General features: G+C 39.3%; 15 protein-coding genes and 1 pseudogene. All 16 read left to right on the top strand.

Going from position 1 to position 13,051, the window contains the following annotated elements:
- The first annotated feature begins 44 nt into the window (after positions 1 to 44).
- Positions 45 to 620 (top strand): DUF4126 domain-containing protein, encoded by a 576-nt coding sequence (locus FTU34_RS00360; protein WP_180034550.1) that lies wholly within the window; start codon positions 45 to 47, stop codon positions 618 to 620.
- 127 nt (positions 621 to 747) lie between these two features.
- Positions 748 to 885, top strand: a complete 138-nt coding sequence (locus tag FTU34_RS18090; RefSeq protein WP_373686459.1) for a DUF2569 family protein — start codon at positions 748 to 750, stop codon at positions 883 to 885.
- Between the two features lie 216 nt (positions 886 to 1,101).
- Entirely contained in the window at positions 1,102 to 1,311 is a 210-nt protein-coding gene (locus FTU34_RS00370; RefSeq protein WP_078191130.1) for a hypothetical protein, read from the top strand.
- Between the two features lie 105 nt (positions 1,312 to 1,416).
- The gene (locus tag FTU34_RS00375) at positions 1,417 to 1,674 is read left to right on the top strand and encodes a hypothetical protein (protein WP_180034548.1); all 258 of its coding nucleotides are present in this window, start codon (positions 1,417 to 1,419) and stop codon (positions 1,672 to 1,674) included.
- Positions 1,675 to 3,097: 1,423 nt separating this feature from the next.
- The gene (locus FTU34_RS00380; protein ID WP_180034547.1) at positions 3,098 to 3,556 is read left to right on the top strand and encodes a GIY-YIG nuclease family protein; all 459 of its coding nucleotides are present in this window, start codon (positions 3,098 to 3,100) and stop codon (positions 3,554 to 3,556) included.
- Positions 3,557 to 3,641: 85 nt separating this feature from the next.
- On the top strand, positions 3,642 to 4,307 hold the full coding sequence (locus FTU34_RS00385) for a pseudouridine synthase (RefSeq protein WP_111884818.1): 666 nt from the start codon (positions 3,642 to 3,644) through the stop codon (positions 4,305 to 4,307).
- Positions 4,308 to 4,802: 495 nt separating this feature from the next.
- Positions 4,803 to 5,738 (top strand): hypothetical protein, encoded by a 936-nt coding sequence (locus FTU34_RS00390; RefSeq protein WP_180034546.1) that lies wholly within the window; start codon positions 4,803 to 4,805, stop codon positions 5,736 to 5,738.
- Between the two features lie 133 nt (positions 5,739 to 5,871).
- Positions 5,872 to 6,258 (top strand): ribonuclease E inhibitor RraB, encoded by a 387-nt coding sequence (locus tag FTU34_RS00395; protein ID WP_078191123.1) that lies wholly within the window; start codon positions 5,872 to 5,874, stop codon positions 6,256 to 6,258.
- A gap of 331 nt (positions 6,259 to 6,589) precedes the next feature.
- Positions 6,590 to 7,036 (top strand): SRPBCC family protein, encoded by a 447-nt coding sequence (locus tag FTU34_RS00400; RefSeq protein WP_078191122.1) that lies wholly within the window; start codon positions 6,590 to 6,592, stop codon positions 7,034 to 7,036.
- 45 nt (positions 7,037 to 7,081) lie between these two features.
- The gene (locus FTU34_RS00405; protein WP_111884822.1) at positions 7,082 to 7,450 is read left to right on the top strand and encodes a DUF488 domain-containing protein; all 369 of its coding nucleotides are present in this window, start codon (positions 7,082 to 7,084) and stop codon (positions 7,448 to 7,450) included.
- Positions 7,451 to 7,607: 157 nt separating this feature from the next.
- Complete coding sequence (locus tag FTU34_RS00410; RefSeq protein ID WP_180034545.1) at positions 7,608 to 7,949, top strand: zinc ribbon domain-containing protein YjdM; 342 nt, start codon at positions 7,608 to 7,610, stop codon at positions 7,947 to 7,949.
- A 162-nt stretch (positions 7,950 to 8,111) separates the two neighbouring features.
- Positions 8,112 to 8,474, top strand: coding sequence for a 5-carboxymethyl-2-hydroxymuconate Delta-isomerase (locus FTU34_RS00415; protein ID WP_180034544.1), 363 nt, complete (start codon positions 8,112 to 8,114; stop codon positions 8,472 to 8,474).
- 271 nt (positions 8,475 to 8,745) lie between these two features.
- Positions 8,746 to 9,030 (top strand): annotated as a pseudogene (locus FTU34_RS00420) (YegP family protein).
- A gap of 238 nt (positions 9,031 to 9,268) precedes the next feature.
- Complete coding sequence (locus FTU34_RS00425; protein WP_180034543.1) at positions 9,269 to 9,952, top strand: DUF2939 domain-containing protein; 684 nt, start codon at positions 9,269 to 9,271, stop codon at positions 9,950 to 9,952.
- Positions 9,953 to 9,977: 25 nt separating this feature from the next.
- Positions 9,978 to 10,424: a nuclear transport factor 2 family protein gene (locus FTU34_RS00430; RefSeq protein ID WP_218948040.1), complete on the top strand. Its 447-nt coding sequence runs from the start codon at positions 9,978 to 9,980 to the stop codon at positions 10,422 to 10,424.
- Positions 10,425 to 10,562: 138 nt separating this feature from the next.
- Positions 10,563 to 12,998 carry an AI-2E family transporter gene (locus tag FTU34_RS00435; protein ID WP_257226180.1) on the top strand — a complete coding sequence of 812 codons (2,436 nt, stop codon included), beginning with the start codon at positions 10,563 to 10,565 and terminating at the stop codon, positions 12,996 to 12,998.
- Positions 12,999 to 13,051 lie beyond the last annotated feature (53 nt).

Consider the following 13,051-nt stretch of genomic DNA (forward strand, 5'->3'; position numbering starts at 1 on the left):
CATATATAAAAACAAATTGTACGTTTGACCATTCGGAGAAGCCCATGGAAACAATATTAGGACTGTGTATCGGTATTGGCTTAAGTGCTGCCTGTGGCTTCCGTGTCTTTGTACCTTTACTTGTAATGAGTGTTGCCTCCATTTTAGGACTATTCGAACCAATGAAAGGATTCGAATGGTTGTCTATGCCTGCAGTATGTGTCGGCTTAGCAATTGCGACGGTTTGTGAAATCGCTGCGTACTATATTCCTTGGGTAGACAATGCCCTCGACACCATTTCAACACCTGCAGCCATGATTGCAGGGACCATTGCTACAATGGCAGTAAGCTCAGGTGAAATGTCACAGTTTGCCAGTTGGGCGGCAGCAATTATCGTGGGTGGTGGTACAGCAACAGCAGTACAAATGAGTACCGTCGCTGCGCGTGGCGTATCTACCGCAACCACAGGTGGCGTTGCAAATCCGATCTTATCTACAGGGGAATGGATTGGTGCTGCGGTCTTGTCAGTATTGGCATTTTTAGTCCCATTTTTCGTGGTGATCTTAGTGATTGCGATCGTGATCTGGTTGGTTCGACGTATTCGCCAAAAACGAGCTGTACAGGTCGATACCCCTTTATAAACCAGTCAAGATTCCACTCTAAAATGAATCCATCTTTTAGAGTGAGTGATCTGCGTTATGTTTAATAAATATAGAAATATAAATCCGAAACTGAGTTTTTCAGCGTTTACTAAAGATTATAAAAATTATAAGAAGTGCTACTGATACAGAGACCATCATGCAGTTAGCGACGAGTACTATGGGTTGTCTGATTTGGACGCCGTATTTGTTGATGTCAGTTCGAGTGAAAAATACCTTTACTCAACATTCAAAGCACTCGGCTTAAGCGAAAAAAATACTATCGAGCAATTTCACTATCTGTCCTAAAAGAGCACATCATTCTGCGTTTAAGTTATCCACGAGACGGCTAAAAAAATCTTTAAATACCGATTGATTTTTGAACAATAAAGGCATAATTTTATTATGTGATTATAAATCACATAGTTTTTATATGGATTTATTAATCTTTGAATTTTATAAAAAATAATGAGGGGAATGGTAGATGATTAAATTTATAGTCGATGAAAATGCCTTAACGAATGGCTCGCATTTAATTCACAATGGTACGCAAGGATGTGTAGACATGCCGCAATTTGACCAGCAAATATTGATTGGTTATTTTGCCAATTTCGAACTCGCTTATAAGCGTGCACGAATGAGCTGGCCAACAGAAAAAGTTGTTGGTTGCGATAAATGCTGTAGTCAAAGCTAGAAATTCAACATGCATTAACCTTGAAATAACGCTGTATATCCAAGAAAAATGGCGCAGAAATTGCTAACTGAAACAGGTAATCGCGTTATTAATAGGATATACAGCATGACCACAGAAACCATCCGTTGTACAAAATATCCAGCAGAGGCACATGCCTATGCAGCATGGCCTTGGATCCTGATCATCATTGGTGGTGCGATTGGACTGGTATATGGTGTGATTGCTTATTTGATCCATCTCAAAATATATGCATCAGACCTCAGTCGAATGAATAAAATTTTGGCCAATTTACTTTGTGGTATGGCGGCATATAGTGGTTGGTGGTTTAGCGCACAGTGGGTACAAAGCTATTTAGCTCATTGACCAACACCACGTTGAATAGATCAACCCTAATATCTGCAGAACATGGATAGGCTTAGATCTCTACTCAAAGGGCGGAGTTTTGTATGAAGTTAAGGGATGAATGTTCAGCGGCGATATATTTTTAAATTTGACGCTGTGTTTGGACGTTGTGTCTGTTGTAAAAGAAAATTTTCTTATAATTGGGCAAATCTACAGATAAAAAACGCTGAAATGAGCTGAAAAGATAAAATATCCTGCTAAACCTAAAATGGCTGAAAAAATTTGCTGAATTTGCAGAAAATTAGAAAAACTTAGGAAATTAATCCCGATCCTCTTTGGTTAAAGTATATCTCAAGGGTGTGATAGAGATTGAAAAGAGTAGCATGCTGTCAGTGGTGCAAAACACGTGTACAGTACTCACCCAAAAGGTCTCGATTCAGCTTAGGACGCTATAAACCAGAAGTTTATAGGCTATAAGATCATGACTTACAAAGTGATGATAGTTGAAGTAAACAATATTGTTTTCTCTTATACCACCCCAAAAATTTAAGCCAAAATAAAAAAGAATAATGAATCATTACTCCTTTAATCCGCATAAAACAAACCATACCAGTTTAATCACCATAAGCTTAAAGATCATCAGGCATCTCCCGTAAAAATAGTCCTAAGCCAAGTGTTAAATCTGAACGAATTTCATTTTCATCACATTGAATAGCCTCTGTGCTTTTTGCTACTTTTTTCAAGCACACCTCAATTTTCAAATCTCGCTGTGGTATGCATTATTGACTCTTAATTCAGTTGGAGAACTCATTTCAATACAAGTTCTCATTGGTTAAAAGTCCTGTCTAGAATTCAAATGATCCCGATGGTTTGAGTGCTAAGCTATGGCGAAAATTCTCGGGAAAAGTCATTTATAAGATGGAAAAAATGCTAAAACATGATGCAAGAAGAAAATATTTTCAATATATCTTTAAATGTGAAAAATATTTTTAAAATAAGCCAAAAACAGTGATTTTCAGGGAAACAATCCCTCATCGATACCACTACTATATATCTCAAGGGTGTGATAGAGATTGAAAAGAGTAGCATGCTGTCAGTGGTGCAAAACACGTGTACAGTACTCACCCAAAAGGTCTCGATTCAGCTTAGGACGCTATAAACCAGAAGTTTATAGGCTATAAGATCATGACTTACAAAGTGATGATAGTTGAAGTAAACAATACTGTTTTCTCTTACACCCTAAAAAATTTTTAAGAATTCAATCGAATAATAAATCCTTCCATCTTTTTCAAAATTCCAAACTTCGCATTCATTCCAGACAAACTTTGATCATTGCTGATGTAATGAATATCACGCAGAACAACTCAAACTTAATCTAAGCTTCGGATTGTCCTTTTTCACAAAGTTGTTATGCTTAACTATCTAAATTTTAAATAATTTTGATATGGGTTATCTGAACCAATTGATACAGGATTGTCTGCAGGCACAGCAGACTAAAGCTGAGCGTATATTTGAGTTTTCAAGTTTTGATGATCTTGCTCTACACGCACATTATATTTATGTGATAGAGCAGGTTGGTGGCGATATACAGCAGACATATCAGGACTATGCTGCATTTAAGGCATTGAAAACCCATGCCTGTGCCAAGTTAAATCAACCCAATCACATTCTGTATGTCGGATCATCACGGACAGGTATAAAGAATCGTTTAAAACAACATTTAGGTTTTGGGCCTAAACGAACCTATGCCTTGCATTTATCGCAGTGGTTTCAGGGCAAATATCGCATCACACTACATCAGTATCCTTTAACCACGAGTGCAAGCATCTTACAGTTACTGGAGGATGATTTGTCTCATTCATTAGCACCAGCCTTTGGTAAATTGGGGACCAATAATCGTTAGGGTTAGACCTGATCGGTTAAAGTCGATTGACAGCGAATTAGTCAGTTGTTATTTTGCCGACATTCTCCCAGTACACAGTCTGTCCATGCCTTTAGATCCCAACTTTGTCTATGCGCCGCCTCAAGGTCCTCTACGTATTTTGTATGAAGATGCAGACTTGGTTGTCATCGAAAAACCAGCGGAATTGCTGTCGGTTCCGGGACGTTTGCCTGAGCATCATGACAGTGCCTATCTTCGAGTTTTGCAACAGTATCCAGCAGCAAAGATTACCCATCGTTTAGACATGGCAACATCAGGCATTTTGATGTTTGCGAAACACCGCGATGCAGAAGTGGCGGTGAGTAAAATGTTCCAAGCGCGAACGGTTCAAAAGCAATATGTGGCTTTGGTTCAGGGCAAACTTGAAGGTGAGGGCAGTGTTGAAGTGCCCCTCATTACGGACTGGGAAAATCGCCCACGACAGATGGTGCATTTTGAATTGGGCAAACCCTCAAAAACCTTGTATCAAGCCATCAGCTATGACGCAAGCAAGGATATTAGCCGAGTATTATTAACACCAGTGACAGGGCGTTCTCATCAGCTACGTGTACACATGATGCATATTGGGCACCCCATTACAGGGGATCAACTGTATCACCCAAATGCAAAACAGAGCTCACTTGGGCGGATGGCATTGCATGCTTGCGATCTAGCATTTACTCAGCCTTTAACGCAGCAAGCTGTTCATATTCATTGCGCGGCAGAATTTTAAAGCGTATTCATGTGAATGCTCACTGTTCATAAAATCTGCTGTGTTGAATTGAAATTTTTAGGCAGCTTAGCAAGCTAAGAATATTTACAGCTTTAAATAGGTTTTTCTGCTTAAAAATGAATCATGATATACACTAAATCCCCAATTCTGGGGATTTATAATTACTCCAAATATCTCTATAAAATGTATGAAATATTTACAAATAATGGTATTAAGTTGATTTGTATCTTTTAGTAAATAAACACCTTTTTTAAATTATTATTCTATTTTTTAAAGTATATTGATTGATTATTTTTAATATGAAAATTTTTTATTAAATTAATTTAAAACAGTATTTTAGTTAAATAGTGTTCAAGTGTGTATTTGGTCAGATAAATACGGTTTTTTGCATTTGTTCTGCTAATATGAAATGAATTATAGATTTTAACTTTTGTAACTTAGGTTTGTTTTGGGGAATAAACTTAAATTATTGAAGCATATTTTGAGGATTAGCAAATGATCAATATTGCTTTAATCGTCCTTATCATCCTATTAATTGTGGCTCTCCTTTTTGTATATAACCGCAAATTGAAAAATGATAAAACCCTACGTTCACTGCAGGAAAACTTCGATCGTGCGCGGTTAAAACTGGCTGAAACTGAGTCTCAGCAAGATGAATTGAATTATGCAATCAGTCAATTACGTATTCAAAACAGTGGGCTAAAAATCCAAGTCGATAAAGTAGCAAAATATCAACATATTGTAGAGATTGAACAATATGTTGAGTATCGAACTTTACAGGCTGATGGTTTGGTGGAAGTCACCAAAGCCAATGCCGATATCATGTTGAATGATATTCGCGCACAGATCGAACAAGTGCGTCAGTATTTGAGCAAATATCAAGAAAGAGCTAAATCACAAATACAGGAACAAGCCCGTGCCGAGTTAAAGGGTTTGTATAGCCAAGCGCTGGATCAGCAGCATTTGGAAAACATCAACCGTGCTTTGGACAACAAAATACGGGGCTATCAGTCAGCATTCTTTTTACCTTTACAGAGTATTTTAGATCAGCTGATGGATGGCATGAATGAATCTGCGGCAAAGCAAAATTTGACTGCGGTACGTTGCAAAATGATTGATGCAATGGAGCAGCAATCGACTGCAAAATGTAATTATGTTGATGAAGAACGTCGTTTGGCTGCGATGCAATTATTTACATTGGTGTTTAATAGTCGTGCTGATTTGTATTTAGCCCAATTAAATACCAAAAACTTAGGTGAGCTATTGCAGGCTTTGGCGGATGATTTCACCTTGCTCAATGCGCATGGTGTACATTTTAGTCAGGCACGGGTACTCGACAGTTATCTACGATTACGCTTAGAAGAATTGAAAATGGCAGCTTTGGTTTTACATCTTAAAGAAACTCAGGCCCACATGGATGTTGTGGTTTAATTTGAATTGTTATCAGAAAGATCACTTCGGCGGTCTATTTCTGATTAAAGAGATTTAGCTAATGCAAATTGCAACAATTATCCGTTAATCTAAGTCAACAGAATAAAATTCATAAACGATAAGGGAAAGTACAATGACTCGTGATTTTAAACAATTTCCAGATGATGATAATGGCAATGTGCTGTGGCAGATGCAGCAAGATGGTGATGATTTATCTGTGCCGCACGAAATCGAATATTCAATTGCCTTTTCGACTCAAGAGCAGGCTGAACAGTGTGCATTGTACTTATTGAAAGAAGAGCAAAAAATTTCGTTGTTCCAAGATGAAGAATCAGATCGCGTGGAATGGATTATCACGGTCTATGTTTATATGGAACCTGATTATGAAGATATCGTTGATTTAGAGCAGTGGTTTATTAAAATTGCGGAACAACATTCGGGCGAATATGACGGCTGGGGTTGTATGGCTTATATCTATGAAGATGATGATCTGGATGAAGATGAAGCACAATTGAGCTAAGTCTCACTATTGTATCGTTAGCAACAAGAACCCAGTGATTCAACTGGGTTTTTTATTATTTAAATTTTAGAAAAATTGGATTAAGTTTTGATTTTTTTAGAATTTTCTATCCAATTCGATATGAATGCAGCTCACAAAACATAACACTGCATTGCGTTAAAGTGATGGGATCAATCTGTAGGATTCGCTATAGTATTGAACAGCAATGACCTTTCTCGCACGTCTTAAAGCTGTCTCATTTAGAACGTTTCAGTGTGATAAAAATGGACGATAAAGCGAGGGTGAATGCATGTGGATGATTCAGTGAAAACAATGACAAAAGGACATCATCATGAGCAATACTGTTCGATTACATCGTGTTTTTAGTGCGCCTGTAGAGCGCGTTTATCGTGCCTTTGTGGAGCCAGATGCTTTGGTTAAATGGATGGCACCGCATGGATTTACTGCCCATGTGGAACATTCTGATGTGCGTGTAGGTGGCTCGTACCGCATGTCGTTTCAAAATTTTTCAACGGGAACCACACACGCTTTCCATGGTGATTATCATGAAGTCGTGCCGAATCATTTACTGCGCTATACAGACCAATTTGATATGCCAGAGTTGGCCGGTGAAATCGAGGTCACTGTTGAGTTTAAAGCGGTATCAGTAGGAACCGAAGTGACGATTGTACAGGCAGGGTTGCCGAGCGTTATTCCACCTGATGCCTGTTATTTGGGGTGGCAGGAGTCTTTACAGTTGCTGGCTTTTTTAGTGAATCCAGCGATCCCCGATGAATAATCTGACGAATGATTGAAAAACTGTAAATAGGCGAAGGAGGGCTTAATGACTGTACACATTAAACGTATTTATGATGAGATAAGCCCAGACGACGGTAAACGCATATTGGTCGATCGCTTGTGGCCGCGTGGTATCAGTAAAGTGAGCGCAGAGCTAGATTTGTGGCCGAAGGCATTGACGCCATCTACAGATTTACGTCGTTGGTATCATCAAGATGAGGCAATGGCTTCTCGATGGGACGAGTTTAAACAGCGCTATTTGCAAGAAATACAGCCACATCAAGCCGAGTTGGAACAACTGCGGGCATGGGAAAAAGAGGAGCCACTAACCTTACTCACAGCGGCTAAACATACGGATAAAAATCATGCGCATATCTTAAAAGCGTTAATATTAAATACCTCATTAGAGATCTAAAATTTAAACCTTCAAGTGCTGTAGCGTTGTGAAATTTACGACCTTCACAAGGTGATTAAACCATACGAAATTTATGGTTTTTAAGTTTATGAAATACATAAAAATGTTATATTAAGTTTTTATGGATTTTTGCGTCCATCTTTTTTTGAGGTCTTTTATGTCTTTACCCAATTGTCCCCAATGTAATTCTGAATATACCTATAATGATGGTGATTTACTGATTTGTCCCGAATGTTCACATGAATGGCGTGAAGGCGAAAGCGCTGCAGATGAACAGGTAGTGATTAAAGATGCCAATGGCAATGTATTGACCGATGGTGACACGGTTACTGTGGTGAAAGACCTTAAAATTAAAGGCTCATCCTCAGTGGTGAAAGTTGGCACCAAAGTTAAAAATATCCGTCTTTTAGCCGATGCAACAGATGGTCATGACATTGATTGTAAAATTGATGGTATTGGGGCTATGAAACTCAAATCTGAATACGTGAAAAAAGTTTAAGTTTCGTTTTTGTTCGCTCCAAAGCAACTTTCAATTATCCTAAGCGAAGGCCACACTTGGCTTGGGATGTCTACTAAAACATGAAATTGATATCTAATCCGCTATAGATTTTACTTTTCAGCCTGCATAATAGACGCATTACGGGTTTGAAAAGTCTTTACTATGCCGCATATTCATTTGGAATATTCCAATAATCTTGAGATTGAGGCTCGTCCTTTACTTAAAGCGCTAAACACTGCCTTATTTGAATCGGGTCATGTTAGTGCCATCAATGATATTAAAAGCCGCGCTGTCGCTCAGCAAGATTTTGTTGTGGGTTTGGATGAACATGCTCAACATGCGTATATGCATGCCAAAGTTTCATTATTGACGGGTAGAACGGTCGAAGTGCAAAAGCAAATTTCATTGTTACTATTGGACGTGTTGAAACAACATGTCACAGCTCCAGCAATAGAAGTGCAACTTTGTGTGGAAATATTAGAAATGAATAAAGCGACGTATTCAAAGCAGATCCTCAGTCCTTAAGGCCTTTATTCAATGCGTTAAGTAAAGCATATCTATTCACAAATATATCATGATGAAAGAATGATGAAATCCGACTTCGGTCGGATTTTTTGATTGGAATTATTTATTGAAAATCATTTTCTTAGTGATTAAATTTTAAGCCTTGACACTGATCAAAAAAGACATTGAAAAATGTGACCGAGTTCATTTATATTCTGTAGATCAGGTTGAATTTCCAACAACAAATCCTGATCGAATAATAGATAAAACAATGAAAATGATGGGGTAACATATGTCGGAATGGTACCAGATCACTCATTCTAATGATCAGCAGTTTCGTTTTCTATTAAAAGCATGGAACGGTGAAATCATTTTAACGAGTGAATTATATAAAGTGTAAGCATCATCACAAAACGGGATTGAGTCTGTACAAAACAACAGTGCAGATGATAGTCGCTTTGAGCGACTGAATGTTAATAATGGTAAACCATATTTCAATCTGAAAGCGGCAAACCATCATATTATTGGGATCAGCCAATTTTATGCCAGTGAGCAATCGCGCGATAAAGGCATTTAGTCAGTTAAAACCCATTGTGCGAATACCCAAATTAGAGAATTAACAGCTTAAATTTGAAACAACCTGATTAAGACAGCCAAAGCGAGATGAACAAACCTGAAGGCTCGTCAAAATCACAAGATCAAAAGCTATATGGTTCTCAGATAAGCGCTGTTATGTTGGATGCTATTCAATCTAGAGCAGGCTTATTTAACGGTACAAGGAAGTACCACAACTTCACTGGCTAGAGTGGTGAACGATGAATAAGCAGAATCATATTTTGTATTATGGGCTCATTGCGATCTTGATCATCGTCTTGGGTTGGATGATTGCGTCTCCGTATTGGGTGCTGTACCAAATACGTCAAGCCTATGAGCACAATCAACCTGAAAAAATTGCTCAATATATCGATTTTGCGGCAGTCAAATCGAGTCTAAAACCACAAGTTAAAGACCTCATTCAACAGAAAACTGGGCTACAGCATTTACCCAAATTCGCTCAGTCGTGGGGTGGGCAGCTCAGCACAGTCCTCAGTGCAACGCTGGTCGACAGTCTGGTCAATCCAAACAGTATCATGCTGCTTTTACAAGGCAAAGCATTAAAAGAGTCGATTCAATTACCAGAAATAACCCAACTAACCAATCCGAGCATGATTAGCTCAGAGATTGAACTATTCACTCATGCTGAAAATAAGGTCGCAGAACAACCTCATACATCAACATCATCCAAAAAGGATGCAACTCCAACTACTGTCGCTTTAAAACAAAGCCAGTCCCTTGAACCCAAAGCAAGCTATAGTGCTTGGAATCGATTTGATCTGTATGTGCCGCTCCAAGGCCTAAGTGAAGCAACATATACCGTATTTAGTATGCAACGCCGAGGTTGGAGCTGGAAGATCGTTGAAATTCAACTTCCAAACGCTTTCCAGAACAATGCTTCATAAAAAATAAAAGAAATAGGTGCCAGAGATGCAAGATAAAATCAAAATAGTCGGTGACCAACAGGCCGCTGACGAAATTCTGCAATTTTTAGCCAATTGGGATGAGGTTATCTGCCAATTGAAAATTGAGAATATTGCTGAATCCTGCGCAGCAGATGTGAACTTTTTTGATGCCAGTTGTGAAATGCGCGGCTTAATGGCATATCAAAAAATGTGGGAATTTTATAGAGAGTATTTTCGTGAAGGTTTAAAGGTGTTTAGGCGAGAACTGGTCATCCATGCAGAACCTGATATTGCCTTTCTGCACTGTTATTCCAAAATTGATGATAAGAGTGGGATACCAACGCCAGGGATCTCGTGGTGTCGTAACACCATTGGGATGAAAAAAACGCAGTCTCTATGGAAGATCGTTCATCAACATATTTCTGTTCCAGTGGATATTGTGACTCATCAAAGTAAAGTAATTATCTTTTAATTCATCTCAAAACACAGTATGAAAACAGAGCCATGTCGCTCTGTTTTTTTTCTTTGCAAATCATTACATGAAATGCGTATGCAGTTCTAAAACTTCAGCCTAAATTAAAAAATAATGACCATCGTTCAGGATAAGAAAATGGATCATAAAAATAATAAATTAGCGCAAGATTTTGAATCATCACCATCAGGTCAAAAGCAAGGCTTACAAGACTTGAACGCCTCGAAGCAAATGCCCCCTGCAGATTTACATAAAGTGATTCGAATCACGGCAGGATTCATCATCGGCAGTTTGCTGATTGCGGCCTTATATCTTGGTAAAGATATTTTTATTCCATTGGCACTCGCAATCTTATTGGCTTTTTTAGTTGACCCTTTGGTGATGAAACTCCGAGGTTGGGGACTACCACAGATGCCATCGATATTTATTGTGGTCGGTTTGGCTTTGGCGATTTTGTCCGGCGCGGCCTCTTATTTGGGTTATCAACTGGGGCAATTAAGCCAAGAGTTACCGCAATATCACGGTACGATTCAAAAGAAAATGGATTCTATTCGTCAATTTGCACGCGGCCCGAGTGTTTGGGATGGCGCAAAAACCACCATAGATACTTTTGAAAACTCGATAGATGATGTGGTGCCTGAAGAGAAAAATCCTAAAGTGCAGCAAGTGGAAGTGGTGGGACAACAACAAACCACGGCTGAAGCGGTCATGGCTTGGAGCGAGCGGGTGCTCAATCCTTTGGCAACCGCGGGTATTGTATTTTTGTTTGTGATCCTTATTTTGGTCAATCGGAAAGATTTGCATGACCGTTTCCTTAAGCTGCTGGGCGGCAATTTAAATATCGGAACAGACGCACTCGATGAAGCCGCCAATCGTATCGGTAAATATTTACGTATGCAGCTGATGGTCAATGTGACCTACGGTATTCCGATGGCCTTGGGACTTTGGTTTATTGGGGTGCCGGCAGCAATTATGTGGGGAATGGTGGCGATAGTGATGCGCTTTGTTCCCTATGTCGGCCCAATGATTTCTGCGATTTTCCCCATTGCATTGGCTTTTGCGGTAGATCCCACATGGAATATGGTGCTATGGACAGTGGGTTTAATTTTGCTCTTGGAATTGGTCAGTAATAATATTATTGAGCCTTGGTTATATGGGGAAAGTACCGGACTTTCAACCTTAGCCATTATTATTGCCGCCATGTTTTGGACGGCTGTGTGGGGGCCGATTGGTTTAATTTTATCGACGCCTTTAACCGCGTGTTTATTGGTGCTTTCGAGCTATGTACCATCCTTAGGTTTTATTAAAAACCTGATCGGTAGTACGCCTGCATTGGCACCGCATGAGCGCTTCTATCAAAGATTAGTCGCTGATGATGTGCAAGATGCCATGGATGTTGCACAAACTTTTATTGCTGAAAAGTTACCGAAGGATGCGACGGATGAAATCAAGGCACGGCGGGTTAATGCGTTTTATGCCAAAGTCGCGATTCCAGCCATACGGATTTTTTCGAGAGGCCACAACACCGAGGCCAGTGCTGAACATCGACTACGTTTACATCAGGGATTAAAACTGTTTAATCATAGTTTTCAACGGGCATATCCAGTGGCACAGCAGGATCAGAAAACTGAGGTTTTGTGTATCGGCGCACGTTGGGAAATTGATGTTCAAGTATCGGCTATGTTGGCGCATGGCCTAAGCTTAAGCGGTATTCAGGCTCAGGCTTTTAGCGACGTCTTAATTCAAAATCAGCATCAAAGTATAGATGATATCCAAGAGGATATTCAGATAGTATGTATTTCGATTTTTCATACAGCACCAGAAGCTCAAATTCGCCTTTTAAGTCATGTTTTTAAGGCACAGTTTCCAGATAAAAAACTGATTTTTGCACTGTGGAGCTGTGATGGAGTAAAGCAATTAGATGCGATCAAAGAAAATTTCATCGTCGATGCTGTAGTCAATAATATGAATGACTTGTTATTAACCATTGAAGCTTTTCAATTGACGCATGGTGAGTCTTGGTTGGATGAGCCTGATCCTAGCGTTGAAGCACAGCGCTTAAAAGCATTAGAAGAACTGAATGTTTTGGATGAGCGGAATTTACCGATTTATGAACAATATATTGAAGAAGCCCGACAAGCCTTCGATGTGAAATATGCACAAATTTCTTGGGTCAAGCAAGACTGGGTCTATACTCCAGGTAGCCCTTTGGCTCAGGCTACCGAGCAACCGATGCAGGTGCGCCAGTCGAAGCAAGACTCAATCTGCAGCCATTTGGTATATCAAAATGAACGCTTGATTATTGAAGACTTACAACGTGACCCACGCTTTGCGCATTTACCTGAATTGATGCATAACCGCATTCGCTTTTATGCAGGCGTTGCACTTAGAGACCGTAATGGGGTGGCCTTGGGAAGTTTTTGTGTTTTAGATCGGCAGCCGAATCAAATGACAGATGATGATATGAGTCTTTTAAAAGGCCTAGCGGCAGATTTGATGAATACGCTCAGTGATGAAAATGCGAAACGAATAAAATGTGAAGAGATACAGCAACTGAATGATTCAACTCTATAAATTTAAATTATGTAGCAGATCCATTTAAACTGGAGTTTCAATGAAAAGCATTC

Source organism: Acinetobacter sp. YH12094 (assembly GCF_013419295.1).
GTDB classification, from domain to species: domain Bacteria; phylum Pseudomonadota; class Gammaproteobacteria; order Pseudomonadales; family Moraxellaceae; genus Acinetobacter; species Acinetobacter amyesii.